At 69.8% G+C, this 26,327-nt stretch carries 26 protein-coding genes and 3 tRNA genes; 14 read left to right on the top strand and 15 right to left on the bottom strand.

Annotated features, from left to right (window positions below):
* Nucleotides 1-388: 388 nt before the first annotated feature.
* The 5 genes from ACRWNM_RS18725 to ACRWNM_RS18745 all read left to right on the top strand — a co-directional run bounded on the left by ACRWNM_RS18725 (nucleotide 389) and on the right by ACRWNM_RS18745 (nucleotide 2,455).
* Nucleotides 389-461: transfer RNA gene (locus ACRWNM_RS18725), tRNA-Trp, on the top strand.
* 127 nt (nucleotides 462-588) lie between these two features.
* Nucleotides 589-662 (top strand) — tRNA-Leu (locus tag ACRWNM_RS18730).
* A gap of 25 nt (nucleotides 663-687) precedes the next feature.
* Nucleotides 688-761, top strand: a tRNA-Arg gene (locus tag ACRWNM_RS18735).
* Nucleotides 762-871: 110 nt separating this feature from the next.
* Nucleotides 872-1,696 carry a class I SAM-dependent methyltransferase gene (locus tag ACRWNM_RS18740; protein WP_431969535.1) on the top strand — a complete coding sequence of 275 codons (825 nt, stop codon included), beginning with the start codon at nucleotides 872-874 and terminating at the stop codon, nucleotides 1,694-1,696.
* Nucleotides 1,697-1,774: 78 nt separating this feature from the next.
* Complete coding sequence (locus ACRWNM_RS18745; protein ID WP_431969189.1) at nucleotides 1,775-2,455, top strand: GAP family protein; 681 nt, start codon at nucleotides 1,775-1,777, stop codon at nucleotides 2,453-2,455.
* 63 nt (nucleotides 2,456-2,518) lie between these two features.
* Here ACRWNM_RS18745 and ACRWNM_RS18750 read toward each other — a convergent pair whose 3' ends face one another.
* Together ACRWNM_RS18750 and ACRWNM_RS18755 are read right to left on the bottom strand one after the other, a co-directional pair.
* A complete protein-coding gene (locus tag ACRWNM_RS18750) occupies nucleotides 2,519-5,086 on the bottom strand; it encodes a DNA translocase FtsK (RefSeq protein ID WP_431969191.1) in 2,568 nt (855 codons plus the stop codon).
* A 116-nt stretch (nucleotides 5,087-5,202) separates the two neighbouring features.
* Nucleotides 5,203-5,826, bottom strand: a complete 624-nt coding sequence (locus tag ACRWNM_RS18755; RefSeq protein ID WP_431969193.1) for a TIGR03085 family metal-binding protein — start codon at nucleotides 5,824-5,826, stop codon at nucleotides 5,203-5,205.
* A gap of 164 nt (nucleotides 5,827-5,990) precedes the next feature.
* Between ACRWNM_RS18755 and ACRWNM_RS18760 the strand changes: the two genes are divergently transcribed.
* Both ACRWNM_RS18760 and ACRWNM_RS18765 read left to right on the top strand, forming a co-directional pair.
* Entirely contained in the window at nucleotides 5,991-6,359 is a 369-nt protein-coding gene (locus tag ACRWNM_RS18760) for a DUF4189 domain-containing protein (protein WP_084501663.1), read from the top strand.
* Nucleotides 6,360-6,419: 60 nt separating this feature from the next.
* Complete coding sequence (locus tag ACRWNM_RS18765) at nucleotides 6,420-6,971, top strand: hypothetical protein (RefSeq protein ID WP_431969195.1); 552 nt, start codon at nucleotides 6,420-6,422, stop codon at nucleotides 6,969-6,971.
* A gap of 56 nt (nucleotides 6,972-7,027) precedes the next feature.
* Here ACRWNM_RS18765 and ACRWNM_RS18770 read toward each other — a convergent pair whose 3' ends face one another.
* Entirely contained in the window at nucleotides 7,028-9,055 is a 2,028-nt protein-coding gene (locus tag ACRWNM_RS18770; protein WP_431969197.1) for an RNase J family beta-CASP ribonuclease, read from the bottom strand.
* Between the two features lie 55 nt (nucleotides 9,056-9,110).
* Nucleotides 9,111-10,019 carry a 4-hydroxy-tetrahydrodipicolinate synthase gene (dapA, locus tag ACRWNM_RS18775; protein WP_431969199.1) on the bottom strand — a complete coding sequence of 303 codons (909 nt, stop codon included), beginning with the start codon at nucleotides 10,017-10,019 and terminating at the stop codon, nucleotides 9,111-9,113.
* A gap of 148 nt (nucleotides 10,020-10,167) precedes the next feature.
* Here dapA and ACRWNM_RS18780 point away from each other — a divergent pair, with 148 nt between their 5' ends.
* Nucleotides 10,168-10,608 carry a toxin-antitoxin system HicB family antitoxin gene (locus ACRWNM_RS18780; protein ID WP_431969201.1) on the top strand — a complete coding sequence of 147 codons (441 nt, stop codon included), beginning with the start codon at nucleotides 10,168-10,170 and terminating at the stop codon, nucleotides 10,606-10,608.
* 42 nt (nucleotides 10,609-10,650) lie between these two features.
* Here the strand turns inward: ACRWNM_RS18780 and ACRWNM_RS18785 are convergent, their stop codons facing one another.
* Nucleotides 10,651-11,850, bottom strand: a complete 1,200-nt coding sequence (locus ACRWNM_RS18785) for a winged helix-turn-helix domain-containing protein (protein ID WP_431969203.1) — start codon at nucleotides 11,848-11,850, stop codon at nucleotides 10,651-10,653.
* Between the two features lie 207 nt (nucleotides 11,851-12,057).
* Between ACRWNM_RS18785 and ACRWNM_RS18790 the strand changes: the two genes are divergently transcribed.
* The 4 genes from ACRWNM_RS18790 (at nucleotide 12,058) to ACRWNM_RS18805 (ending at nucleotide 15,936) form a co-directional block, all read left to right on the top strand.
* On the top strand, nucleotides 12,058-12,936 hold the full coding sequence (locus ACRWNM_RS18790) for a haloalkane dehalogenase (protein ID WP_431969205.1): 879 nt from the start codon (nucleotides 12,058-12,060) through the stop codon (nucleotides 12,934-12,936).
* 114 nt (nucleotides 12,937-13,050) lie between these two features.
* Nucleotides 13,051-13,938, top strand: a complete 888-nt coding sequence (locus tag ACRWNM_RS18795; RefSeq protein WP_431969207.1) for an RNA polymerase sigma factor — start codon at nucleotides 13,051-13,053, stop codon at nucleotides 13,936-13,938.
* A 106-nt stretch (nucleotides 13,939-14,044) separates the two neighbouring features.
* Nucleotides 14,045-14,917, top strand: a complete 873-nt coding sequence (locus tag ACRWNM_RS18800) for a haloalkane dehalogenase (protein WP_431969209.1) — start codon at nucleotides 14,045-14,047, stop codon at nucleotides 14,915-14,917.
* A 20-nt stretch (nucleotides 14,918-14,937) separates the two neighbouring features.
* Nucleotides 14,938-15,936 (top strand): RNA polymerase sigma factor, encoded by a 999-nt coding sequence (locus tag ACRWNM_RS18805; protein ID WP_431969211.1) that lies wholly within the window; start codon nucleotides 14,938-14,940, stop codon nucleotides 15,934-15,936.
* A gap of 6 nt (nucleotides 15,937-15,942) precedes the next feature.
* Here ACRWNM_RS18805 and ACRWNM_RS18810 read toward each other — a convergent pair whose 3' ends face one another.
* The 7 genes from ACRWNM_RS18810 to ACRWNM_RS18840 all read right to left on the bottom strand — a co-directional run bounded on the left by ACRWNM_RS18810 (nucleotide 15,943) and on the right by ACRWNM_RS18840 (nucleotide 21,436).
* Entirely contained in the window at nucleotides 15,943-16,962 is a 1,020-nt protein-coding gene (locus ACRWNM_RS18810) for a hypothetical protein (protein WP_431969213.1), read from the bottom strand.
* Nucleotides 16,955-18,277 carry a sensor histidine kinase gene (locus tag ACRWNM_RS18815; protein WP_431969215.1) on the bottom strand — a complete coding sequence of 441 codons (1,323 nt, stop codon included), beginning with the start codon at nucleotides 18,275-18,277 and terminating at the stop codon, nucleotides 16,955-16,957. The genes ACRWNM_RS18810 and ACRWNM_RS18815 overlap by 8 nt, the downstream gene beginning before the upstream one ends.
* Nucleotides 18,241-18,930: a DNA-binding response regulator gene (locus ACRWNM_RS18820; protein ID WP_431969217.1), complete on the bottom strand. Its 690-nt coding sequence runs from the start codon at nucleotides 18,928-18,930 to the stop codon at nucleotides 18,241-18,243. Before ACRWNM_RS18820 ends, ACRWNM_RS18815 begins: the two co-directional genes overlap by 37 nt.
* A 110-nt stretch (nucleotides 18,931-19,040) precedes the next feature.
* Nucleotides 19,041-19,493 (bottom strand): flavodoxin family protein, encoded by a 453-nt coding sequence (locus tag ACRWNM_RS18825; protein ID WP_431969221.1) that lies wholly within the window; start codon nucleotides 19,491-19,493, stop codon nucleotides 19,041-19,043.
* 6 nt (nucleotides 19,494-19,499) lie between these two features.
* Nucleotides 19,500-20,003: a hypothetical protein gene (locus ACRWNM_RS18830; RefSeq protein WP_431969223.1), complete on the bottom strand. Its 504-nt coding sequence runs from the start codon at nucleotides 20,001-20,003 to the stop codon at nucleotides 19,500-19,502.
* Between the two features lie 52 nt (nucleotides 20,004-20,055).
* Nucleotides 20,056-20,802, bottom strand: coding sequence for a 4-hydroxy-tetrahydrodipicolinate reductase (gene dapB / locus ACRWNM_RS18835; RefSeq protein WP_431969225.1), 747 nt, complete (start codon nucleotides 20,800-20,802; stop codon nucleotides 20,056-20,058).
* Between the two features lie 217 nt (nucleotides 20,803-21,019).
* Entirely contained in the window at nucleotides 21,020-21,436 is a 417-nt protein-coding gene (locus ACRWNM_RS18840) for a MarR family winged helix-turn-helix transcriptional regulator (protein WP_431969227.1), read from the bottom strand.
* A 33-nt stretch (nucleotides 21,437-21,469) separates the two neighbouring features.
* On the opposite strand from ACRWNM_RS18840, the gene ACRWNM_RS18845 reads away from it, so the two are divergent.
* Nucleotides 21,470-21,949: a MarR family winged helix-turn-helix transcriptional regulator gene (locus ACRWNM_RS18845; RefSeq protein WP_431969229.1), complete on the top strand. Its 480-nt coding sequence runs from the start codon at nucleotides 21,470-21,472 to the stop codon at nucleotides 21,947-21,949.
* On the opposite strand, the gene ACRWNM_RS18850 is transcribed toward ACRWNM_RS18845, so the two are convergent.
* Both ACRWNM_RS18850 and ACRWNM_RS18855 read right to left on the bottom strand, forming a co-directional pair.
* Nucleotides 21,930-22,814 carry an NAD(P)-dependent oxidoreductase gene (locus tag ACRWNM_RS18850; RefSeq protein ID WP_431969231.1) on the bottom strand — a complete coding sequence of 295 codons (885 nt, stop codon included), beginning with the start codon at nucleotides 22,812-22,814 and terminating at the stop codon, nucleotides 21,930-21,932. The two genes, ACRWNM_RS18845 and ACRWNM_RS18850, sit on opposite strands and share 20 nt — an antisense overlap.
* 154 nt (nucleotides 22,815-22,968) lie before the next feature.
* Nucleotides 22,969-24,075, bottom strand: a complete 1,107-nt coding sequence (locus ACRWNM_RS18855; protein WP_431969233.1) for a zinc-binding dehydrogenase — start codon at nucleotides 24,073-24,075, stop codon at nucleotides 22,969-22,971.
* Nucleotides 24,076-24,269: 194 nt separating this feature from the next.
* On the opposite strand from ACRWNM_RS18855, the gene ACRWNM_RS18860 reads away from it, so the two are divergent.
* Nucleotides 24,270-24,665, top strand: a complete 396-nt coding sequence (locus ACRWNM_RS18860) for a VOC family protein (RefSeq protein ID WP_431969536.1) — start codon at nucleotides 24,270-24,272, stop codon at nucleotides 24,663-24,665.
* A gap of 145 nt (nucleotides 24,666-24,810) precedes the next feature.
* Here the strand turns inward: ACRWNM_RS18860 and ACRWNM_RS18865 are convergent, their stop codons facing one another.
* The gene (locus ACRWNM_RS18865) at nucleotides 24,811-26,211 is read right to left on the bottom strand and encodes a pentapeptide repeat-containing protein (RefSeq protein WP_431969235.1); all 1,401 of its coding nucleotides are present in this window, start codon (nucleotides 26,209-26,211) and stop codon (nucleotides 24,811-24,813) included.
* Between the last annotated feature and the right edge of the window lie 116 nt (nucleotides 26,212-26,327).

The following is a 26,327-nucleotide window of genomic DNA, read 5'->3' on the forward strand; positions in this document are numbered from 1 at the left end:
GTCGGACGCATGAAAGGCCATGTCTAGGTGATTGCGAGCACATTGCGGCATGGCAGAAAATCGGACATACCGACCGGGTACGGAAAACCGGTGTCCCCGGGCGGATTCGGGTGTTAGCTTCGAAGAAGACGAATACCGCTCTCGAAAGAGCACCGGGGGAACCACTTCCCCACCCACGAACCGAAAGGCCTCGGCGATGACCGCGCGGATCCGGCAGCAGCGACAGTGGTCGCTCGACGCCGCCGCGCGCCCGAACGCCCCGCGCTCCACTCACCTACTCGATCACCGCTGGACGCGCGTCCGGAGCGGTCCCTGAGTTCTCGACGTTCGAGAACCTCTCGCACGGGGTCATTCCGCGGCAACTGCCAGGAATGACCCCTTTCCGTCTGCGGACGTAGCTCAACTGGTAGAGCACCGGTCTCCAAAACCGAAGGTCGGGGGTTCGACTCCCTCCGTCCGCGCCGTACAACGAAACAGCGGTCCGGCAGCATGCCCGAGCGGACGAAGGGACCGGTCGTCACCCGGGCGCGCACACCACGGAGGCGCGAATCCTCCTGCTGCCGAGAACTTTCGGCCGCCAGACCGTAGTCCCTCGTAGCCCAACTGGCAGAGGCGCCGGCATTAGGAGCCGGGAGTTGCGAGTTCGAATCTCGCCGAGGGAACGAGTTCGCGCGCAAGCGCGGACGAGCGTTTGTAGCTCAGTGGGAAAGAGCGCCCGTCTACGAAGCGGGAGGTCGGAGGTTCGAGTCCTCCCAAGCGCGCCGATGACGTGCGACGTCGAGCATGGCGGATGCGCCGCAATCTCGCGGGCCGGTTCGGGGCCCGAATATTCGCGTGCGGCAGGTGCTCAGGCGTGTCACAGTCGATGACTGTGACCGAGGACTACCGCACCCTGAACAGGGCCAACTGGGACCAGCGTGCGCCCATGCATGCCGCGTCGCCGGGCTATCGGGTGGCGCGGTTCCTCGCCGAACCGGACTTCCTGAGCGCGACAGTGCGTTTCGATCTGCCGCTGCTCGGCGACCTGCGTGGTCTGCGCGGCGTGCACTTGCAGTGTCACATCGGCACCGACACGATCTCGCTGGCCCGCCTCGGCGCTCGCATGACCGGCCTCGACTTCAGTCCCGCGTCGCTGGCGCAGGCTCGATCGCTGGCACGTCAGGCGGACGCCGAGGTGGATTTCGTCGAAGCCGATGTGTACGACGCGGTCTCGGCGCTCGGCGCGGAACGGTTCGACCTGGTGTTCACCGGAATCGGCGCGCTGTGCTGGCTGCCGAGCGTCGACCACTGGGCACGGACCGTGGCCGAGCTGCTGCGCCCCGGCGGGCGGCTGTTCCTGCGCGAAGCCCACCCGATGCTGTGGGCGCTCGACGAAGAGGTCACCGACCGATTGACCCTCGGCTACTCGTATTTCGAAACGCCCGAGCCGATGGTGTTCTCCAACGAGTCCACCTATGTCGAGATCGACGGCCGTCTCGACCCGACCATCACCCACGAGTGGAACCACGGCCTCGGCGAGATCGTGTCGGCGCTGCTGGCCACCGGCCTCACCCTCACCGGGCTGACCGAACACCGCAGCGTCCCGTGGAATGCCCTGCCGGGCAGGATGACCTGCGACGAGCACGACGAGTGGCGGCTGATCGAGCATCCCGAGCGCGTCCCGCTCAGCTACACCCTGCAAGCCCGCAAGGAGTGACGGCCACCACTCGAGACTGTATCCGCAGCATGCTGGCCGACCGGGGCCGCACGGACCTCGCGTATGTTCGGTGTGGTCATGGTGACTCTGCTCTTGGCGCTGACCGGCTTCGCCTTTCTCGATTCGCTCGATCTGCTGCTCGTCGGCGTCACGGTGGCGATCGTGTACGACAGCAAGCTCGCGCGGCGGTCACCATTGCCCGGCGGTCTGAGTTTCGTCGCGGGCGTGTTCGCGATGACCACCACGTTCGGGATCTGCGCCGTGCTCGGCATCAACTGGCTCACCTCGCTGATCGGCTTCGAGCTGACGCCGACCATCCGCTACTGGGGCGAACTGGCGGTGGGCCTGGTGCTGCTGCTGTTCTCCGTGCTGCCTTCCGGCGCGCGCCGTGACCCGCCCGCGTGGGCGACCAAAGCTCGGCGACGGCCCTGGGTGCTGGCGCTGGTCGGCGTCGCGATCGGCTTCGCGCAGGCGCCGACGGCGGTGCCGTATCTCGCGGGTCTGGCCATGCTGTCGGCGCACGACCCGCTACCGACGCTGTGGCCGCTGATCATCATCGCCTACTGCGCGGTCGCGCTGCTGCCGCCGCTGCTGATTCTCGCCCTGTCCGTCCGCGGCACCGCGCGAGCCCGCCGCGTGTATCGAACGATCGTCCGCGTCCTGACCGAATACGGTCCGCTCTCGGTGCGAATCATCTTCGGGCTCTTGGGCGCGGCCCTGATCGCCGACGCGATCGTCCACTACACACACCTGTGGTGACCGGTAGACGCGGCCGGCTTGGAGTCCGTCTCCGGATCGCGCACGACCGGGGCGGAGGTACGTCTACTCGTCGGCGTCGTCCGGCTCCGGTCCGCCGCCGCGGACAGACCACAGCAGCCCCTCCAGCTCGTCGGGCTTGACGAGCACGTCACGGGCCTTGGACCCTTCGCTGGGACCGACGACGCCGCGAGTCTCCATGAGGTCCATCAGGCGGCCCGCCTTGGCGAAACCGACGCGCAGCTTGCGTTGCAGCATGGAGGTGGAGCCGAACTGGGACGTGACGACCAGCTCGATGGCCTGGAGTAGCACGTCGAGGTCGTCGCCGATATCGGGGTCGACGTCTTTCTTCTCCCCGGCCTTGGCCGCGGTGATGCCCTCCTGGTACTCGGGTTCGGCCTGGTTCTTGGCGAAGTCGACGACGGCGTGGATTTCCTCGTCGCTGATGAACGCGCCCTGCAAGCGGGTGGGCTTGCCCGCGCCCATGGGCAGGAACAGGCCGTCGCCCATGCCTATCAGCTTCTCGGCGCCCGGCTGGTCGAGGATGACCCGGGAGTCGGTGAGCGAAGAGGTCGCGAACGCCAGGCGGGACGGCACGTTGGTCTTGATCAGACCGGTGACCACGTCCACCGACGGACGCTGTGTCGCCAGCACCAGGTGGATGCCCGCGGCGCGGGCCTTCTGGGTGATGCGGACGATCGCGTCCTCCACGTCGCGCGGCGCCGTCATCATCAGGTCGGCGAGCTCGTCGACGATGGCGAGGATGTAGGGGTAGGGCCGGTAGACCCGCTCGCTGCCCAGCGGCGCGGTGATCGCACCGGACTTCACCTTCTTGTTGAAGTCGTCGATGTGGCGCACCTTGTTGGCCTGCATGTCCTGGTAGCGCTGCTCCATCTCCTCCACCAGCCAGGCCAGCGCGGCGGCGGCCTTCTTCGGCTGGGTGATGATGGGCGTGATCAGGTGCGGAATGCCCTCGTACGGGGTGAGTTCGACCATCTTGGGGTCGATCAGGATCATCCTGACCTCCTCCGGCGTGGCGCGTTGCAGCAGCGAGACCAGCATCGAGTTGACGAAGCTGGACTTACCCGATCCGGTGGAACCCGCAACGAGCAGATGAGGCATCTTCGCCAAGTTCGCGGAGACGAATTCACCCTCGATGTTCTTGCCGAGACCGATCACCAACGGGTGGTGGTCGTTTCGGGTGGACGGCGCTTTCAGCACGTCGGCCAGCCGCACCAGTTCACGGTCGGCGTTGGGCACCTCGATGCCGACGGCGGACTTGCCCGGGATCGGGGCGAGCAGCCGGACGTTCTCGGTGGCGACGGCGTAGGCGATGTTGCGCGCCAGCGCGGTGATCTTCTCGACCTTCACGCCCGGACCGAGTTCCACCTCGTACCGGGTGACCGTCGGGCCGCGCACGAATCCGGTGACCGCCGCGTCGATCTTGAACTGCACGAGCACCTCGGTGATCGCCTCGATCATCGATTCGTTGGCGGCGCTGCGCTTCTTGGGCGGTTCACCGTCGGTGAGCAGCGTCAGCGGCGGCAGCGAGTAATCGCCCTCGATCACCCGGTCGGCGACGAACTCGGGTTCCTTCGGCGGCGGCGGGGTTTGATCCTGTGCCTTCGGCGCCGGGCGTTTCTTGGGCTTGGGCGGTTCCGGCGGCGGTTCCGCGGCGATGGGCTTGGCGTCGCGCAGCGGCGGCTCGCCCAGCGATTCGGTGACCGCGTCGGATCCGGCGAACTCGTCGGGCGGATAGTTCTCGGCCGGGGTGCGGCCGCGGCGCCGGGAGGCGGTGCGGTGCACGGGGAAACCGTCGGCGTCGTAGTTGGCGGGGTCGTAGTCGCGTTCCGGCTCGAGATCGCCGTACTCGTCGCCGCCCGCCGCGGTGCCGAAGTATTCGCGCAGCCGCTGCGGGACCTCCCTGACTGTGGTCCCGGTCAGCAGCAGCACGCCGAAGACGATGGCGAGCAAAAGGATCGGCACGGCCAGCCAGGCGGTGAGCCCGCTCGCCAGCGGCCCGCCGATCACGTAACCGACGAAACCGGCGGCGCGCGAGCGGCCGTGCGCGTCGGTGGGCGCGCCCGCGGCGAGATGCCAGATGCCCAGCAGCGGCAGACCGACCAGCAATCCGCCCAGCACCAATCGCGGCCGGATCTCGGGGTGCGGCTCGGTGCGCATGAGGGTGATCGCGATGCCGGTCGCGACGAAGGGCAGTGCGGCCGAGGCGGACCCGGACACCGCCCGGATCGCTTCTTCCACCCAGTGCCCGATCGGGCCACCCGCCGAGAGCCACACCGCGGCCGCGATGACGCCGCTCAGCGCGATCAGCGCGAGCGCGACCCCGTCGCGGCGGTGACCGTGTTCGATCTCGCCCGCCCGGCTGAGCGTGCGGGTGGTGGCGCCGAGCCCACGGGCCAGCATGTTCCAGCCGCTGGTGATGCCGCGGCTGATGACGGCCAGCGGCGCGGTGTCGGACGTGCGGCGCACGGGTCTACGGGCCGGTGTAGCGCGCCCGCGCGGTGCGGAACCACCCCGGGGTGTGGTGGAACGAGATCGCGCCGTGGTGGTCCTCCCCCGGGCCGATCCCGCCCGCGCACGAGGTGTCGTGGTGCTGCGGGACTTACCTGCCATGGACCCAGGCTAGCCGCAAACGCCCCATACAGACCATCCGCAACACCCGTATCGCCCGCCTCGAGCGCGGCGGATCACAGTCGAAGGCCCCGCTCGGGCGGTGGACAGGGGTCGGTTCAGAAGGAGCGGTCGAGTTCCAGCACCGCGCGCACGGCATCCTCGTCGCCCGCGGTCTCGATGCGGACCTTGTCGCGGCCGAAGGCGTGCAGCAGGAGTTCGGAAGGCTTACCGGTGAGCGTCACCGCGGCGCCCTGCGCCGACTTCACCTCCGCCCGGCGGCCGTCGGGCGTCGCCAGCACCACCGGCACCGGCGAATCACGGTAGGCCATCTTGCCGACCCGTCGCACCTGGTTCCACAGCTGGGACTCGTCGGCGTCGGAGAGTTCGCGCGGCTGCCAGTCCGATCCGGCGCGGCGCACATCCTCGTGGTGCACGAACATCTCGCTCAGGTTGACCAGCGCGTCCACCGGCTTCAGCGGCGACCACCAGGGCGGGCCGGTCCGCACCAGGTCGAGCAGTTCGGGAAACGGCTTGCGCGCCACGCGGTCCTGCACCGATTCGAGGTAGCCGGCGAACGGTTTCAGCAGGATGCCCGGCGCGGCGTCGGGGCGGCGTTCCCGAACGATCAAGTGCGCCGCCAGATCTCGCACGGTCCACGCGCCGCAGAGGGTCGGCGCATCCGGACCGGCCGACGACATCGCGGCCACCAGCGCTTGACGTTCCCGTTGTGCCATGCTCACGTGCCAACCCTATCGAATACCGGGCGGTCGCCATGATGACCGGCCGGTGGTCCGGACCCGCGCAATTCCGAAAAGGAAAGCCCGGACTGGATTCCCGAATGGTTGCTCGGTAGCTTGTCACTGGTCCATAGGGTCGTGGACCTATCAGTTCGAAGGGATTCACCTTGAAGAAGTTCTTCACCGCTGCCGCGGTCATCGTGGCAACGGTCGGTTCGATGCTGGCCACCTCGGCACCGGCGCAGGCCGGATACGGCTACTACGGCGCGATCGCCGTGTCGAGCGACGGTAGCTACGGCATCGCCAACAACTACGGAAGCTACAGCGCCGCCGAGGACGCCGCGATCGACGTCTGCGGCTACGGCTGCTCCACCCTGGTCTCCTGGACCAACGGCTGCGGCGTGCTCGCAAGCTCCGACACGCGCTGGAGCGCGTCGGCGCGGCCCAGCTACTCCGAGGCCCGCGCCGCGGCGCTGAGCCGCCTCTCCGGCGGCTGGGTCGTCGACTGGCGCTGCACCTCGGGCTACTCGCTGTAAATCCGACACCGTCGCGTCGTCCGCTCCGAGACCGCGACACCACTTCACCAGGGGAAAATCGTGAAACACCGCTCCATTCGGGCCGCGGTCGCCGTGCTGCTGACCGCCTCGGCGTTCGCGCTCGGCGCGTGCAGCTCCACCAGTGACTCCTCGAGCACGGGCACCAGCACCTCGCCCGCAGGCAAGTTCGAGGAAGGCAAGAACGAGGACAAGGCCGTCGACGGCAAGGCGCCCGCCACCACCACGGCGCCGAACCTGCCCAAGCCGGCCGCTTCGCTGCTCAACGAGCGCATCAACCGCGCCTTCGATCCCTCGGTGAGCGCCGAGGAGAAGATCAGCTGGATCCAGGACGCCGAGCGCGATCCGCAGCTGGTCGACAAGCTGGTCGACGCGGCCAAGCGCAACAAGGTGACCGTCCAGATCACCAATGTGCAGGAGCCGAAGGACGGCAAGCTGAAGGCCGACGCGAAGGTCACCATCGACGGGCAGCCGGTGGAGAACGCGTTCGTCGAGTTCGTCGCCGAAGGCAGCGACTGGAAGGTCTCCCACCAGTTCACCTGCAACATCGTGCGCTCGGCGAAGCTGGACTCGGCGGCCTGCCAGGCTCAGTAGCAGAAAAGCGAAAAGCGCCGGAAGGCAATGCCTTCCGGCGCTTTTCGCGTTTCGGATCAGACGCCGATGACAGTCGGCACGATCATCGGACGGCGGCGGTAGGTCTCGGCGACCCAGCGTCCGACCACCCGGCGCACGCCCTGGGCGATGCGGTGGATGTCGGTGACGCCCTCGCCCGCCAACCGCAGCAGCTCGGCCTCGACGAGTTCGGCGGCATCGGCCAGCGCGGTCGGGTCGTCGGAGAAGCCGCGCCCGCTCAGCTCCGGTGTGCTCACGGCCTTGCCGGTGGTCTCATCGATGGCGACGGTGATGGAGATGAACCCGCCCTCGCCGAGCACCAGGCGGTCCGACAGCGTGGACTCGCCGACATCGCCGACGGACAGGCCGTCCACGTAGACGTGGCCGACCGGCACCCGGCCGACGATGGACGCGATACCGTCCACCAGGTCGACCACCACGCCGTCCTCGGCGAGCACCACCCGGTCCTCGGGGACGCCGGTGGCCACCGCGAGCGCGGCGTTGGCCCGCAGGTGCCGCCATTCGCCGTGCACCGGCATGGCATTGGTGGGTCGCACCGCGTTGTACAGGTACAGCAGCTCGCCCGCGGAGGCGTGGCCGGAGACGTGCACCTTGGCGTTCTGCTGGGTGATGACCGTCGCGCCCAGCCTGGCCAGCCCGTTGACCACGGCGAACACCGAGTTCTCGTTGCCGGGGATCAGCGAGGAGGCCAGCACCACCAGATCGTCGGCGCGGATGTGGATCTGCCGGTGATCGCCGCGCGCCATCCGGGACAGCGCCGAGAGCGGCTCGCCCTGCGAACCGGTCGAGATCAGCACCAGGCGGTCGCCGGGCAGGGTCGCGGCGACATCGAGGTCGACAACGACGCCGTCGGGCACCGTCAGATAGCCCAGATCCTGGGCGATCTGCATGTTACGGACCATCGAGCGACCGACGAAACAGATACGGCGGCCGTACTTCTGGGCCACGTCGACGACCTGCTGGATGCGGTGCACGTGGCTGGCGAAGGACGCCACGATGACCCGGTTGCGCGCCTTGCCGATCACGTTGTCCAGCACGCCGCCGATCTCGCGTTCCGGCGTGACGAACCCGGGAACCTCGGCGTTGGTGGAGTCCACCAGGAACAGATCGACGCCCTCGTCGCCGAGCCGGGAGAAACCGGCCAGGTCGGTGAGCCGTCCGTCCAGCGGCAGCTGGTCCAGCTTGATGTCGCCGGTGTGCAGCGCGACGCCCGCCGGGGTGCGGATGGCGACCGCGATCGCGTCCGGGATCGAGTGGTTGACCGCGAAGTACTCGCACTCGAACGGACCGTGGATGGTGGTCTCGCCCTCGACGACCTCCATGAGCTTGGGGTGCAGCCGGTGCTCGCGGCACTTCGCGGCGACCAGCGCGAGGGTGAACTTGGCGCCGATGACCGGGATGTCACCGCGCATGCGCAGCAGGAACGGCACCGCGCCGATGTGGTCCTCGTGACCGTGGGTGAGCACGATCGCGACGACGTCGTCCATCCGGTCCTCGATGGGCCGGAAGTCGGGCAGGATCAGGTCGACGCCGGGCTGCTGATCCTCGGGGAAGAGCACGCCGCAGTCGACGATGAGCAGCTTGCCGTCGTATTCGAAAACGGTCATGTTGCGGCCGATTTCGCCGATGCCGCCCAGCGCGAAGACGCGCAGACCGTTCTTGGGCAGCTTCGGCGGGGCGCCGAGCCGGTCCTGCGCCGCCACCACGGGCGGCTTGGCGGGCGGCTGTTCGCCGCGACCGCGACCTTGCCGACCGCGGCCGGAGCGGCGGCCCTGACCGTTCTGCCGCGCGGGTTCGGGCTGCTGAGCCTGAGCCTTCTTGGTGCGGTCCGACTTTCGTGCGGACTCCGCGCGGGGGGACTCGGCGACCTCGGGCTGCTGGACCTTTTCGGGCCGAGCCGCGACCTCGGGCTGCGCGGCGACCTCGGGCTGCGCCGCGACCGGTTCGGCGGCGGGCTTTTCGGTGCGTTCCCGTTCGACGGGAGCGGGTTCGGGAGCGCCCGCGGGACGGGACGCGGAGCGGCGGGGGCGGCGCGGAGTGGTCATTTCGACACCTCCTGTCGGATGACGGATGCGCCTACGGCTAGATCACTGCGGTCGCTCATCCCAGGACCCCCGCAGCCTGCAGGTCCTCGGCGAGCCGGTTCAGCGCGTCGGCGCTCGGCATCAGCTGCGGCAACCGCGGCTCGCCGACGTCGACGCCGAGCAGGCGCAGCCCACCCTTGGTCATCGCGACGCCGCCCAGGCGCGCCATCGCGTGGTTCAACGGGACGAGTCGAGCGTTGATGTCACGGGCTCGCGCCACGTCTCCCGCCTGATAGGCGTCGACCAGCTCGCGCAGGCGCTCGGGCACGAGATGGCCGATGACGCTGATGAATCCGACGGCGCCGATGGACAACCAGGGCAGGTTCAGGCTGTCGTCACCGGAGTACCAGGCCAGCCCGGTGCTGGCGATGAGGTCGGCGCCCGCGTTCAGGTCGCCTTTGGCGTCCTTGACCGCGACGATGCGCGGATGCTCGGCGAGCTTGCGAATCGTGTCGGGGCCGATCGGGATGATGGAGCGCGGCGGAATGTCGTAGAGGGTGACCGGCAGATCGGTGGCATCGGCGACCGCGGTGAAGTGCGCGATCAGGCCCTCCTGCGACGGGCGCGAGTAGTAGGGCGTCACCACGAGCAGACCGTGCGCGCCCGCCCGCTGCGCGTTGCGCGCGAGTTCGATGGAGTGGGCGGTGTCGTAGGTGCCCGCACCCGCGATCACGGTGGCGCGATCGCCCACGGCGTCGACGACGGCGTGCAGCAGGTCGAACTTCTCCGACTCGGTGGTGGTCGGCGACTCACCGGTGGTACCGGAGATCGCGAGCAGATCGACGCCGCGGTCGACGAGACGGGCCGCCAGCGCGACCCCGGCATCGACATCCAGCTTGCCGTCGGCACTGAAGGGGGTCACCATCGCGACACCTACCGTGCCGGACGCGCGCAACTCCGTTGGCGTCGATTCACCGTTCGTCATGGTCAGAAAGGCTACCCGGTCCCCGGAGCACCCTCGACACCCTGACCGGCGATCCGGCTGCCCGGCCGGGTGATTCACCTCCCACCGACGCCGCGAAGACATCAATCTTTTCCTTGAATGACGCCAAAAACGACGTCATAATGGTGTCATGGATTTGAACAAGTACACCGCTCAGCTGCGCGAGAACCTCGTGGCGGCAGCAGCGCTCGGCGACGAGAAGACCCAGGCCACCGCCGCCGCCTTGGCCGCGGCGACCGAATCCTCGGCCCGGCTCGTGCTGCTCGCGGCCCTCTCCGAGCTGGCCGCCGAGGTCAGCGCGGAACTGGCCGACCGCACCGTGCGCGTCTCGGTGGACGGCACCGACGCCACGGTGGACGTGCGCAGGAACGCCGGCGAGGAGCACCCGACCATCGAGGACATGACCGGCGACATCAGCCGGGTCACGCTGCGCCTCGTCGAGCAGATGAAGGCGAAGGCCGAGGAGGCGGCCGCGGCCAACGGGGTCTCGCTGAACTCGTGGTTGTCCAACGCGGTGTCCGGTGCGCTGCGCGACCAGATGCGGGGCCACGGACCCAAGCGCGACATCTGACACCGGCCGCCGCACCCGATCCGGCCTGCTACATCCGGGCGACTACAGCAGCGCCGCCAGATCGCCGCGTTCACCGATCACGACATCGTCGAGTTCGAGCCAGTCCGCCATCTCACGCAGGGCCGTGCGCAGCGCCGCCGCGGTCTCCGCGTCGCAGCGGCCCGGTTCGGCGAACGCGCCGGGCACCAGCAGCCGCCCGTGCGCGCGTTCGGCGCGCAGGTCGACGCGGCCCACCAGCTCCCCGTCCTTCAGGAAGGGGAAGACGTAGTAGCCGTGCACCCGCTTGTGCTCGGGGGTGTAGATCTCGATGCGGTAGTGGAAGTCGAAGATCCGCTCGGTGCGCGGCCGGAAGAAGACCAGCGGATCGAACGGGCACAGCAGCGCGACGCCCTCGACGCGCCGCGGCGTGGCCGCCTCGGACCACAGGTAGGCGGGTTTGCCCCACCCGGCGACCTCGATCTCTTCGAGTTCGCCCGCGTCCACCAGCGCCGCGATCGCGGGCTCGGTCTGGGCACGGTGCAGCCGGTAGTAATCGCGCAGGTCGGTCTCGGTGCCGATGCCGAGCGCGGTGGCTGCGTGGCGGACCAGTTCCACCACGGCGTCCGCTTCGGAGACGTTGCGCGCCAACACTTCCGGCGGGATCACCCGCTCGGCGAGGTCGTAGTGCCGGGTGAAGCCGACGCGCTTGTCGACGGAGAGCTCGCCCGCGGCGAAGAGCTGTTCGCAGATCATCTTGGTGTCGCTGAGGTTCCACCAGGAACCCTTGGGCCGCGGCTTGTCCAGCTCGAGATGCCGTTCCACCTCACCGGCGGTCGCGGCGCCCACGTCGCGGATCACGTCCAGGATGTCCTTGCCCAGCGTCGGATTCCGTTCCAGCACCTTACGCATCCCCGACCAGCGGCCGTGCTGGTACTGCACCATCCGCCAGCGCATCAGCGGCCAGTCCTCTACCGGGATGAGCGCGGCCTCGTGCGCCCAGTATTCGACCAGCCGCCGCGGACGCTTCGGGCTGTGACTCCAGGCGAACTCGTCGAGCAGCGCGCGATCGTAGCCGCCGATCCTGCTGAACACCGGGGCGTAGTGCGCGCGCACCACCGCCGACACCGAATCGAGTTGCAGCAGTTGTGTTCTGGCGAGCATGTCGGCCACCGTGCGCCGGGTGACAGTCGCCGGGCGCCGCCTGCCGAACCCCTGCGCGGCCAGGGCCGTCCGCCGCGCGGCCGCCGCACTCATCTTCCGCATACCCGAACAATGCCACGGGGGTCCGACACGAATCGGACGGCATGTTCCCGCGCCGGGCTCGTCCGCAGGTCCGGACCCCGCGACGCACTGTGTCGAGCGTCACACATCGTCCGGTCACAGCGGGGCCGAGCGGTGTGTCGAAACAGGTGTCAGCAGCGAAGGGAGTGGCGCACCGCGTCACACCCACGATTCCGAGGGAGCAACATCGTGCCCACCGTCGACGTTCTCGATTCGTTCATCTCCTACACCGACACCGGTACCGGCGCGGGTTCCGTGCCCGTGGTGTTCCTGCACGGCAACCCGACCTCGTCGTACCTGTGGCGCAACGTGATTCCGCACGTCGCCGATCAGGCCAGGGCGCTGGCCCCCGATCTCATCGGCATGGGAGCGTCGGGCAAGCCCGACATCGACTACCGCTTCGTCGACCACGCCCGCTACCTGGACGCCTGGTTCGACGCGCTCGGCCTGGACGAGGTGGTCCTGGTCGGCCACGACTGGGGCGGCGCGCTCGGCATGGACTGGGCCGCCCGGCACCCGGGCCGGGTGCGCGGCATCGCGCTGATCGAGACCTTCTTGCGGCCGCTGGAATGGGAGGAGATGCCGCCGCTCGGCGCCGAGCTGTTCCGCAAGTTCCGCAGCGCCGAGGGCGAACGAATGGTGTTGGAGGAGAACATGTTCATCGAGTTCAATCTGCCGAACGGCGTCGCGAACCTGTCGCAGCAGGACCACGACGTCTATCGCGCGCCCTACCCCACGCCCGCCACGCGCAAGCCGCTGCTGGCGTGGCCGAGGGAGATCCCGCTGGGCGGCGAGCCCGCCGACGTGGTCGCCACCATGCACAACTACGGCCGATACCTGGCCGAGACGCCGGGTATCCCGACGCTGATCATGGCGCTGGAGAACGGCGTCGGCCTCGGCTCGCCCGAGACGGCGCGCTGGGCCGCAACCACTTTCGCCGACACCGAGCTGGTGTCGATCCCGCCCGCCGGGCACCACGCGCCGGAGGATCGGCCGGACGAGATCGGCGCGGCGGTGTCGGAATGGCTGCGCAGGCGCGCGCTGATTCCGGCCGTCGCGCGGGCCTGAATCCCTGTCGTCCGTGGCGTCGTTCGGGGCGACCGAGCCGGGCCGTCGGCCCGGTCGCCCCGCGCCGAACCGTCGCGTTTGCGACACCGCCGCGCGCTGGCGAAGATTGCCCGAATGAGCAGTGCAGACACCACGGCGGGCGATCCGGACCACGAGGCGGCGACGGACGTCCGCCGCGCGGAGGCGGCGTTGGTCGCCCGCGCGGTGGACGGCGATCGGGACGCGGTCGCCGACATCGTTCGCATGTTGCAGGATCCGCTGTATCGGCTGGCCCTGCGGATGGTGGGGCGACCCGCCGAGGCGGAGGACGCCACCCAGGAGATCCTGATCCGCGCGGTCACCCGTCTCGCCACCTTCCGCGGCGAGGCGAAGCTGCTCACCTGGGCGTACCGCATCGGCGTCAACTACTTGATCAACCTGCGCACCCGGTCGCCGCAGGAACAACACGAGCTCAGCCTGGAGGAGTTCGGCGCCGGACTCACCGACGGCTTGGCCGCCGAGGACTACCGCGGGCCCAGGGCCGCCTTGCTGTCCAGCGAGGTCCGGCTCAACTGCAGCCAGGGCATGCTGCAATGCCTGGCCCGCGAGGAGCGTGTCGCGTTCGTGCTCGGCCAGGTCTTCGAACTCGGTTCGGCGGACGCGGCGTGGATTCTCGACATCACCCCGGCCGCCTACCGAAAACGATTGGAGCGCGCCAAGAAACGTCTCGGCGCGTTCCTGAGCTCCGCGTGCGGTGTGGCCGACCCGCGTGCGGCGTGCCGCTGCTCGCGGCGGGTCGAGAAGGCGGTCGCACTCGGCCGCGTCGACCCGGCCGCGCCGCGGTACGCCACCCATCCGGTGAGCCCCGGCGGCCGGACGGTGCTCGAGGCCGAGGAACAGATGATCCGGCTGCACGACGTCGCGGCGGTGCTGCGCGGGCATCCGGATTACGCCGCGCCCAGCGAACGGATGGACGCCATCGCGACGCTGTTACGGTCGGGGCAGTTTCCGCTGCTGGCCTGAGCGCCCCGCGTCCAGTGGCGCACATCACAGACCGGAGTTGTCGGACGGCGTCGAAATCCGGTGTCGAACCGGAGTGACAGGGCACAACACCGGAAAGGACGCCCCCATGGCCACCATCGACGTTCTCGACTCCTACCTCCACTACCACGACACCGGGTCGGGTGAGACCCCCGTCGTCTTCCTGCACGGCAACCCGACGTCGTCCTACCTGTGGCGCAACGTGATTCCGCATGTCGCCGACCAGACCCGGTGCTTGGCACCGGATCTCATCGGCATGGGCGCCTCGGGCAAGCCGGACATCGCCTACCGGCTCGACGATCACGCCCGGTACCTCGACGCGTGGTTCGACGCCCTCGGCCTCGATAGGTTCGTCGTCGTCGGCCACGACTGGGGCGGCACGCTCGCGATGGACTACGCGGCCCGCCACCCGGGCCGGGTCGGCGGCATCGCGCTGATCGAGACGTTCCTGCGCCCGACGCGCTGGGACGAACTGCCGCAGGGATCGGCCGAGATGTTCCGCACCTTCCGCTCGCCGGAGGGCGAAAAGGCCGTGCTGGAACAGAATCTGTTCATCGAATACAACCTGCCCAAGCTCATCGCCGGACTCACCGAGGCCGATCTCGACGCCTACCGCGCGCCCTACCCCACCCCGGACACGCGCAAGCCGATGCTGGCGTGGGCCAGGGAGTTCCCCCTCGACGGCGAGCCCGCCGACGTCGCCCAGCGGGTCCGCGACTACGGACGCTGGATGGCGGAGAGCCCGGAGGTGCCCAAGCTGCTGATGCGTGTCGAGCCGGGGGTCGGCCTCGGTTCTCCGGAGGTGATCGACTGGGCGGCACGGACTTTCGCCGCCGTCGAGGTCGAGTCGGTCGGACCGGGCGCCCACCACAGCCCGGAGGACCAGCCCGACGCCATCGGGCGGGCGGTCGCGAACTGGCTGCGCAGGCACGCGCTGACCGCGCAGCCGACCGCGGTGTGAAACAGAGAGGATCGATAACGATGCGCGACGCTTCCGAAAGGGCGGCGGCCACGCCACCGAGCGCTCGTCGGCGGGAACGGGGCACGCACGAGCCCGTCGACAGCCCGGCCGGAAGCGCTCCGTCGGGGCCGCTCGAGGCACGGACCGTCGAAGCCGACCAGCTCCCCGGCCATCAGGTGACGGGCCCGGATCAGGAAGAGCTGCGGCTCGTCGCGCGCGCCGTCGACGGTGACCAGGCGGCGCTGCGGGAGGTGATCGGCCGCCTGCAGGATCCGCTGTACCGGCTGGCGCTGCGCATGGTCGGCCGGCCGCCCGATGCCGAGGACGCCGTGCAGGAGATCCTGCTGCGCGTCGTCACCCGGCTGTCCACCTGGCGGGGCGAGGCGAAACTGCTGACCTGGGCCTACCGCGTCGGCGTCAACTACCTGCTGAACCTGCGCAGGCGGTCACCGCAGGAACGCGATCAGATCGGCCTGGACGATCTCCGCGACGACCTCGCCGACGGACTCGCCGCCGTCGACTACGCGGGCCCCGAGGCCGCCCTGTTGGCCGAGGAAGTGCGGCTGAGCTGCACGCAGGCGATGCTGCAATGCCTCGGCCGCGACGAACGCGTCGTCTTCGTGCTCGGCGAGATCTTCGAACTGACCGCCGCCGAGGCCGCCTGGATCCTCGGCACCACACCGGCGGCCTGCCAGAAGCGGCTCGAACGCGTCAAACAGCGTCTCGCCGCATTCCTGCGGTCGACCTGCGGGGTGGTCGAGCCGAAGGCGTTGTGCCGCTGCCCACGTCGCGTCGACAAGGCCATGGCCCTCGGCCGCGTCGACATCGGCAACCCGGCCTTCGCCGGTCACCGGGTCAGCGCGGGCGGGCGCGGCGTCGCCGAAGCCGCCGCCCAGATCCATCGCCTCCGCGACGCCGCCGCCGTGCTGAGCGCACACCCGGATTACGCCGCGCCGCAAGCGAAGATCGATGCCATCACCGGGCTGCTGACCTCGGGCCGTTTCCCGTTGCTCGAATGACCGGGGTCAAATCGTGACGGCGACCTCGCCCGCCGCGTCGATCTCGGTGCGGCGCGCATTGGCGGGGGCGTTCGCGAGCACCGTGGCGAGGATGCGGCGGCCCATCGGAAGCACGCGGACCGTGATCGAGCCCGCGTTCGCCGCGTCCAATTCCCTGATCGCCGCGTCGATCACCCGCTGCCGCACCCAGCGCGGCACACCGGCGAAACCACCGTCGTCCAGCAGCACCACCTCGACACCACGCGAGCGCGCGCCGCGGGCGGCGCTGCTGAGTTCGTCGGTGACCAGCTGGGGCGCGCGCAGACCGTCGCGCAGTTCGGCTTCCAGCAGCCTGCACTGTTCGCGCTCGGCGGCGGTGAGTTCGACGCCGTCGGCGATGCGCTCCAGAATCGGACGCGCCACCTTGTCCAGCCGGGCCAGCTGTCGATCGCGTTCGCCGTTCTCCGCGGCCATCGTGGCCTCGGCCGCCGCGCGCATGGTCGCTTCCTCGCGCAGCAGGCGCAGCGAGCGCTGGGTGGGCCGCATGATCGCGGCGCACACCGAGACGCTCGCGACCGTCGCGATCGGCACCACGGTCCCCGCGAGGACGCCGCCGCGCAGCCCGGCCGTCGCGCTGACGGTCGCGACCACCGCGGCCACGCCGGCGACGCCGAGCCAGGCGGCTCCGAGCCTGCCGCGCAGCACCAGCACCGCGAGCACATACGAAGAGGCGAACGCCGACCACACCGGCTTCGACCAGGCCTCATCGATGTGCAAGGTGTTCAGTGCGGTCGCGGCGGGCCCGGAGGCGGCCACGAAAACCGTTGCGGGCCACGGCAAGGGGTCCACCGGGATGACGAGCACGAGGACCCCGGCCACCACGAGCAGGACGATCCCGGTGATGGCCGCGAACGGCGACGCGTCGGAGAAGTTGCGGACCATGTACAGGACGATGGTCACCTCGAGGATGATCAGGAACAGCCAGGCCGCCGCGTCGCGCAGGCCGAGCAGATCGCGCACCCCGAGATCGGAATCGGCGTCAACCATCGCTCCCCCACACCAGCGTCACCGACGTGCCTTCCCCCGGCTGTGATTCGACGAACGCCGCGCCGCCCGGCAGCCTGCGCATGCGGCCGAGGATGCTGACCGAGATGCCGAGCCGGTCCACCGGCACCTTGGCCGGGTCGAAGCCAGCACCGTCGTCGCGGAAGACCACCCGGATACCGCCCGCGCTCACTGTGACGGTGACCGCGCGCTGCACCGCGCGCCCCGGCACCGTGGCGTGCCGCAGGCTGTTGCGCACCGCCTCCGCCAGCGCCGCGGCGATGGTTCCCGCCGCGTCCACCGGCAGCCGCAGGTCGTCCACTCCGGACCAGCGGCGCGCGCTGAACGCGATGCCCTGGTTGACCTCGTGCACCGACGCGCGCAGGAAGCCGACGGCCCCTTGGGCATTGAGCCGGTCGGGTTCGGCTTCGCTGCCGCGCAGTTCGTCGAGCTGGGCGAGGGTGCGTTCGGCCTGCTTGCGCAGCACCGGGGAATCGGTGCCGGTGCGCGAGGCGTCCAGCAACGTGGAGAGCACCGCGTCGTGGATCAGCGCCGCGAAGCGGGCGCGTTCCCGGTCGCGGGCGGCCGCGCCCGCCGCGGCGGCGGCCCGGCTGCTCGCGATCGCCGATTCCCGGTCGACGCGGGCGGCGGCGGCCCTGGCGTAGACGGCACACCAGAGGAACAGCGCGCACAGCCCGACGGCACGCGCGAAATCGCTGAGCAGCGACCAGCCCGTGCCGTGCGGCACCACGGACATGTTGGCAGCGGACGCCACCGCGCCGCCGAAGACCAAGTAGCACACCGCGATCGGCCGCCGCCAGGCCAGCGCCGCCGCCAGCACGCCCAGCGCGAACACCCGGTACAGCCACACCGAGGTGGCGTCGGTCACGGGCTGGTGATACGCGAACGGGATGAGCGCCATCGCGACGATGTAGCTGATCGCCGCGGCGCCCGCGACGAACTGGATGACCCGCCTGCTCATGCGGACCGACACGATGGCGAGCACCGGGGACCACCCGAAGGCCAGCGCGAACGCGAGCACCGTCCAGCCCAGCGGCGCGAACCGGCTTTGATCGGCGATCTCCGGCAGCTCGACCACCGCGGCGATCATTCCGGCGATGGCGAAGGTCAACCCGAGCCTGCGCAGGATGCGGTCCGAGGCGGCCTCGTCGATATGGTTGGCGCCCACCACTCCCCGTACGCGACGCCACCGGCTCGCCGACGTCGAGTCGGGTCCGGGCGCGAGCGCGCTCGATGCGGTGTCCAGCGTGCTGGACGGGATCATCCGCGCGGGTGCCGCTCGGGAACCGGAAGCCATCCGTCCTCGACGGCGCGCTTGTAGAGGTCGGTCTTGGTCGGGGCGGGACGGCCCGCGTCGGCGTACTTCTGGCGGATGCGGCCGAGGTAGTCGTTGACGGTCTGCTCGGAGAGGCCGGTCAAGCGTGCCACGCGGGAGGCCTTCTCGCCCGAGGCGTACAGGGTGAGCACTTCCTCCTGGCGGGGGCTGAGGCCCACGTCGGACAGTTGCGGGTCGCCATCGATGGCGGCGGCCCAGTCGGTGGTGACCACCTGCTCACCCGAGGCGGCGCGGCGCACGGCCGCCACCACGGTCGGGACGTCCTCGGATTTGCGCACCACGCCGAGCACGCCGGCGCGAGCCGCGGACCGCACCAAGAACGCGTTGTCGGCTCCGGTGAACACCAGCACCTCGATGCCGCGTTCACGCAGCGCGCGCACGTTGTCCTCGGGTGCGGAGCCGTCGGCCAGCCGCAGATCCAGCACCACCAGATCCAGCGCGGCCGCCGGCCCGGCCGCCGTGAGCAGGTCGGGCACGGTTCCCGCCGTGTACACCAGATCGAGATCCGGTTCCGGCGCGAGCATCGCGGCGAGCCCTATCGCGACCGATTCGTGGTCCTCGACCAGCCCGATCCTTCGCACTACCCTCTCGCCGCCGCCGTCGGCCCACGTCACCTAGACACTCCCATCCCGAGCAACTCGTCCACAGCCCCCCGCTTCAACGTCACCTCGCAGTATGACGGCACTGTGGGCAAGCCGGTCAGACACCAAAAATCGGGGCCGATCTATTCCATCAGCTGTGCGGCGACCGTGGCGCCCAGCTCCCAGCATTGTTCCAAGTCCGCCTTGGTCGGCGCGCCCATGACGATCACCGGCGCGACCGCTTTCACCCAGCCGAGCCCGGTGGTCACGCGATCGACACCGCGTTCGGCGCCTTCGGTGCCTTCGTTGCCGTGCAGGTACAGGCCGTAGGGGCGACCCTTGGTGGAGTCCAGGCACGGGTAGTAGAACGTGTCGAACGCGTGCTTGAGCGCACCCGACATGTAGCCGAGGTTCGCCGGGCTGCCGAGCAGATATCCGTCGGCGGCGAGCACGTCGCTCGCGGTGACCCCGAGCGCCGCACGACGCACCACCTCGACGCCCTCGATCTCGGGATCGGTCGCGCCGGACACCACCGCCTCGAACATCGCCTGCATGTGCGGCGACGGGGTGTGGTGGATGATCAACAGTCGGGCCACTGTTCGCTACCCTTCGCGCTGCTCGCGTTCCAGTTTCTCCAGTGCCACCGCGCGGCGCATGGTTTCGCGCGCCCGGGTGCGGTCGCCCGCGTAGTCGTAGGCGCGGGCCAGGCGATAGGAGACCCGCCAGTTGTCCGGGTCGGCCTCCCATTCCTGCTTCACCTGCTCGAACAGTTCGTCGGCCGCGGCGCGTTCGATGCGGCCGGACGGTCGCCGCGCGAGCGTGGAGGTGTCCAGTTCCAGGCCCTCCTCGTGGATGCGGCGAGACAGGTGCTGGTGAGCGAGTGCCGCGCGCACGGTGGCGACCACCACCCACACGCCGACGATCGGCAGCAGCAGCACGCCGATACCCATCGCGACGCCAGCGGGTTCGCCGGAGCCGATCAGGGCGAACGCGATTCGGCCGAGCAGCAGGAAGTAGAAACCGAGCGCGAGTACCAGCGCGGCGATCAGTCCGACGACGCGCACGATCTCACCGCGGCTGGCATTCGCCTCCGGTTCGGCGTTCACGGGTGCGCCTTCGACGGGGCCGTCGACCGCACGGCGCGCTCGCTCATCCCGCTCATAGATCGAGGAACGGATCGAGTCCGACGGTCAGGCCTGGTCGACCCGCGATCTCCCGGACGCCGAGTAGCACGCCCGGCGCGAACGAGGAGCGATCGATCGAGTCGTGCCGGATGGTCAGGGTCTCGCCCTGGGTGCCGAACAGCACCTCCTGGTGCGCGACCAGCCCGGCCAGGCGCACCGAGTGCACCCGTACGCCGTCGACGTCGGCGCCGCGCGCGCCTTCCAGTTCGGTGGTGGTCGCGTCGGGGCTGCGGCCCACACCCGCGCGCGCCCTGGCCTCGGCGATCAGGCCCGCGGTGCGGTAGGCGGTGCCCGAGGGCGCGTCGGCCTTGTTCGGGTGGTGCAGCTCGATGACCTCGACGGATTCGAAGAACCGCGCCGCCTGCTCGGCGAAGCGCATGGACAGCACCGCGCCGATGGCGAAGTTCGGGGCGATCAGCACGCCGGTCTCGGGGCGGTCGGCCAGCCAGCCGCGCACCTCGTTCAGCCGCGCCTCGTCGAAGCCCGTGGTGCCGACGACCGCGTGAATGCCGTGCTCCACCAGGAACTTCAGGTTCCCCATCACCACGTCGGGGTGGGTGAAGTCGACCACAACCTGGACGCCGTTCGCCGCGAACGTCTCCAGCGCGTCGCCCTTGTCGACCTCAGCGACCAACTCCAGGTCGTCCGCCGCCTGTACCGCCGCGCAGATCGCCTGTCCGACCTTCCCGCGTGCTCCGAGCACTCCGACCCGAATGGTCACCGCACCTCCTCGTTCCGCTGGTGTTGGGGCAAGCCTATCGAGCGGTGGGGGAGCGCGACTTCCCCGGGCGTCCACCCGCCTCGCAATGCATCGATCGATGCGCATAACTCGATAGGGCTATGTCCACGGACAGACGACTCGCACCCCGGTAGAGCTGAAGTGCCGAACATTGCGGGTGACGATGTCCACCCCGTGCGACTCGGCCGTCGCCGCGGTTTCACCCATTCCGAGTGCCAGCGAGATTGCCGATCATCCGTTCCAAGACTCGCAACGTGGTCGCGAACTGGTCGGGTTCGACCCCCGACGCCATCGCGCGGCGGCGTTCGCCGATACGGACGAAAGTTTCGTCGTGGATCGTCCGGCCCGCGGCGGTCAGGGCGAGTGCGCCCGCATCGCCGTCGATCAGCTCGGCCGAGGACAAGTCGCGAATCTCGATGCGCCATTCCCCCTCGGTTTTCCAGAATGGCGCCAAGGCTTCGCGCAGCTCGTCGGCCGAGCGCGGCCCCTCGGACAGTGTGTGCAGCAGCTGCCAATGGCGACGACTCAGCCCGCCTGCCGCGAGATCGTCGTCGAATCGCGCCTCGATCAGCCGGTCGAGTTCCTTGAGCAGGTATCCGATTCTGCGCTCGGCCATCAGTCCTCCAAGTACATGTACTATGACATTTATATGCAGTCTTACATGGAAATAGGTGCGATGGAAGAGCACAGCGCGTACACCGAGGCGGTCGCGGCGGCCATGGTCCGCATCCGGCACAGGCAGACGCGCGGCGCGCTGGCGGGCGAGAGCCGGGTTCCCGCAGCGGTTTTCCGGGTTCTCGATGCGGCATCGAGCATCGAGAACGCCACCGTGGGAGCGCTTGCCCCGGCACTGGGCGTCGACCAGCCGCGCGCGAGCCGCCTTGTCGCCCATGCCGTTTCGGAGGGATGGCTGGAACGTGTCGCCGACCAGCGCGACGGACGCAAGGCGGTGCTGCGGCCGACAGAGCTCGGCCGCAGGATCCTCGCCGCGGCCCACCGCAGGCGCGCGGCGGCGACGGCGGCGGCGATGGCGCACTGGACCGAGCGCGAACGCGCCGAATTCGCCCGGTTGCTAGGCCGTTTCGTGGACGCGATGGACGCGGCCGACGCTACGCCGCCGGAGTCTTGAGCACCTCGATCAGCGCCGTCACACTGTGTTCGCGATACCCGCGCGCGACCGCACGGCGCAGCAACTCCGCCATGGGCGCGTGCCACGACATGTCGACGCCCGATTCCGCGCCCACCGCCAGGTCGTCGCCGACGGCGTCGTGGAAGAGCCCCACCGAGGAGCCGAGCTTCGTGTAGTCGCCGGTGTCGATCTCCTCGGCCAGCAGCGGGAGCAGCGACTCGATCATCCGCAGCCACTTCGCCGAGTACGGCACCATCGCGTGGGCCTCGATACCGCGCGCGGCGAGCACCGCGGCGCCCTCGAAGAAGCCGAGCAGGGCGGGCAGCAGGGTCGCGCCGACGGCCGACTCGTACAGCGCGCCGAGATCCGGTTCTTCGCCCAAATGCACTGTCTCGCCGCCGAGTACACCCAGCGTGGGCAGGTATTCGTCGTACACGGCGCGGTCACCGCCGTAGTACAGCAGCGTGTCGGCGGCGCCGACGGCCGCGGGCACGTTCTTGATCGCGCCGCCGAGGAAGCGCGCCCCGCGCGCCTCGGCCCACGCGGCGACGCGCCGTGCGCCCGCCGGTGTACCGCTGTTGAGGGTGATCAGGGTGCGTCCGGCCAGCGCCTCGCCCGCCGGGGCGAGCGCGTCGAGCGTGGCCTCGAATCCGGTGAGCACCGACACGATCAGCGGGCTCGCCGCGACCGCGTCGCCGATCGTCGTCGCCTGCCTCGCGCCGAGCGCCACCAGCGCGGCGGCCTTGCCGGGGGTGCGGTTCCACACCGTGGTGGGATGTCCGGCCGCGACGAACGCCGCGGCCACGGCACCGCCCATCGAACCGAGTCCCACTACGGTCACGGGCCCGCGCGCTCCGTCGGTCATCTTGCCTCCCAAGCCGTTTCGTCCCCGTCCGGGGCTTGCGGAGGCGAGTCTGCGCGGGGCCGCGACGACCGACAAGTACCTACTTTTCGGTCGAATACGCACGTCCAGGTAAGCAACGAGCGCACGGCGCGGCAGCGGTGACGACGATCACCGGTCAGTCGAAGACGATCACCTGACGCAACGCGTGCCCGGCCGCGAGCTCGTCCATGGCGCGGTTGATGTCGTCCAGGCCGACGTGCGCCGACACCAGCCGCTCCACCGGAAGCCGCCCCTCCCGCCACATCCGCACGTACTCGGGGATGTCGCGTGAGGGCACCGCCGAACCCAGGTAGCTGCCCACGATGGAGCGTCCCTGCGCCACCAAGCCCAGCGGCGAGATGCTCACGCGGGCGTCGGGGGCGGGCAGACCGACGGTGACCGTGGTGCCGCCCGGCGCGGTCGCCGCGACCGCGGTCTCGAACGCGCGCACGTTGCCCGCCGCCTCGACGACCACCTCGGCTTGCACGCCCTGTTCGGCGATCTCGGCCGGGGTGTATGTCGCCGTAGCGCCGAGCTCCTTTGCCATAGCGAGCTTTTCGGGGACAGTGTCGACGGCGATCACCTCGGGAGCGCCCAGTGAGACGGCCACCAGCACGGCAGCCATGCCGACACCGCCGAGGCCGACCACCATGATCCGATCCGCGGGCCCGGGTCGCGCCGAATTCAGCAGCGCGCCACCGCCGGTGAGCACCGCGCAGCCGAGCACCGCCGCGACCTCCGGCGGCACGTCGTCGTCGACCGGGACGACCGAGCGGCGGTCCACCACCGCGTGCGTCGCGAACGCCGAGACGCCAAGGTGGTGGTGCACCTCCGCGTCGTCGCGGCGCAGCCGGCGTCCGCCGTTGAGCAGTTCTCCCGCGTTGTTGGCCGCGCTGCCCGGCACGCACGGTGTGCGGCCCTCGCTGGCGCAGCCCGCGCACTCGCCGCAGCGGGGCAGGAAGGTCATCACCACGCGCTGCCCGAGGGCGATATCGCTGCCGCCCGCACCGACCGCCACGACGCGGCCCGCCGCCTCGTGCCCGAGCAGCATCGGCACCGGGCGCACCCGGTTGCCGTCCACGACCGAGAGGTCGGAGTGGCACAGCCCGGCGGCCTCGATCCGCACCAGCAGTTCACCCGGTCCCGGTTCGCCGAGCTCCAGCTCACAGACGTTGATCGGCGCCGACTCGGCGAACGGTGCCGGCGCCGCGATCCGCTCCAGGACCGCTCCACGAATCTTCATGGTTGCGACGCTACCGCGCGCCGCGCGGAGTGGCGCCGACACCGCCGAAACTCGGGCGACGCGACGACCTCCGGAGAAGCGGAGGGTGGCGCGGCCGGGGATCCGCCGCTATTGTCGTTCGGCGTGACGGTGCTCCTGTAGGCCGCCTTGTACCGAGCCCAGGGTCGGGACCGTCACGATTCGAGGAGAATATCCTGTCCATTCAGTTCAACCACACCATCGTCGGCTGCCGCGACAACCGAGTTTCCGCGGAATTCTGGGCCGATATCCTCGGCCTCCAAGTCGGCAAGGAATGGGGACCGTTCATCGAGCTTCCGATGAGCAACGGCGTCGATTTCGACTTCGCGGCCGTGCCCGACGACGTCACCGAGATCCAACCCCAGCACTACGCCTTCCTCGTCTCCGAGGCCGAGTTCGACGCGGCCTACGCCAAGATCCAGCGCTACGGGCTGGACCACTGGGCCGATCCGCGCCAGCAGGCGCCCGGCGAGATCAACCACAACGACGGCGGGCGCGGCGTGTACTTCCTGGACCCGAACGGCCACTTCATGGAATTGATCACCGTTCCGTACGGGGGTTGGCGGGAGTAGTGGGCCGTCCGCCGGAAGCCGGTGCAGGGCCGGGTGAAGGCGGAGCCACGAGTAGTGCGCGAGCGGGCGGCATCCACTTCGGGTGCCGCCCGCTTGTGCTCGAAGCTCCAGCGCGGGCTCGGCTACCGCGCCCCGGCCTGCGGTGCTAGGCGCTCGGCGTGGGCGCGGTCTCCGGGACGGGCGGCCACGGATTCGGTTGTACCGAAGCGGGTTTGCTGGTGGGGTTGTCGTCCCAGTCGAAACGTACGCCGACCCATGCCTTGGGGCGGTCGAAATGCGTTTCCCCTGCGATGAATCGGGTGGCGACGAAGGAGATGTCGCCGAAGAAATCGCCGGTGCGGAAGTCGGCGGTGCGTCCGGCGATGGTGCTGCGGGCGAAGCTCACCGCGCCGTGGAATTCCGCTCCGACGAAATCGATTTCGCGGGTACTGCGGCGGCGCAGGCGCTGGGCGGCGCCGAGTTCGGCTTCCTCGAAGGTGACGGCCGTGGCATAGAGTTGCGCCGCGGTGAACGCGACACGTTGACCGGAGAAGACGGCCCGCTCGAAGCAGACGTGCTCGCCGTCCAGGGTCGCCTGCGCGAAGGAGGTCAGTTCGGCCCGGAACACGGCCGCCCGCCACGATGTTCGCGCGCCGAGGAATCGCGCGCCGACGAACCCGGTGCGCGCGCCCGCGAAGGTCGCGTCGTCGAAGCAGGTTCGCTGACTCTCGAAGGTCACGCCGTCGAAGGTGGTTCGCTCGGTGCGGAATTCGGTGTTCTCGAAGTTCACGATCGGAACGGCGAAGGCGGCGTCGCGGAAGGTCACGTGGTGCCCGGTGAACCGGGTCCGGTTGAAGTCGGCGAAACGGTCGCCGACGAACCTGGCTCTGGCGAAAGTGGTCCAGCGCCCGCCGAATTCGGTCGCCTCGAAGTCCGCGTTCTCCAGCACCGCGCCGGTGAAATCGAAATCGCAACGCGACCAGGACGCTTCGGTGTACGGCCGTAGGTGTTCGGCGATCACGCGCACGATGGTGGCGCGCACCTCGCGATCGTTGTGCCGTATCCGATAGACGCGCTCGATTTCGCGGCCCGATTCCTGGGCGGTCTCGGCGCGCGAGATCAGGTGGTTGGCGCCGTCGTCCGGTTCGTAGGGCAGGCGCAGGTATCCGCACAGCACATCGATGCACTGCTGACGCCGCACCGGAGCCGAGAACTCGTCCGCCACACCGGCCATCGCGTAGACACCGGCCAGCCGAACGGCCGGATCCTCGTCGCCGAGTTGCCGCGCCGCCGCCCCGAACAGCTCGGCGAACCTGCCGCGCTCCAGGTCGCGCTGCCGCCGGTATGCCACGACCAATGCCACCGCGCCACCGACGCCCGCCGACACCGACAACGCAATCTTGGTGAGCTCCACCTGATTCGGCGTCTCGGCCTTCGCACCGAGCCCCCACCACAACAACCACCAGGTCAACCCCGCGACGGCCAGTCCACCGAGCACCGCACCGAACACCGCGAGCAACAACGCCGCACGGTGCATCCGGCGTCCCAACTTCCCCCACCATCGCATGAGCTGCATGGTAACCCGATCACCGCGCCCCCACTACCGGGGCCGATTCCGTCCTCGCAGAGCTTCGCTACACCGCGCGGCATTCGTAGTTGCCCGCGAGGTGCGCGAAAACGCTG

The organism is Nocardia sp. bgisy134 (genome assembly GCF_965341865.1).
Lineage (GTDB): Bacteria > Actinomycetota > Actinomycetes > Mycobacteriales > Mycobacteriaceae > Nocardia.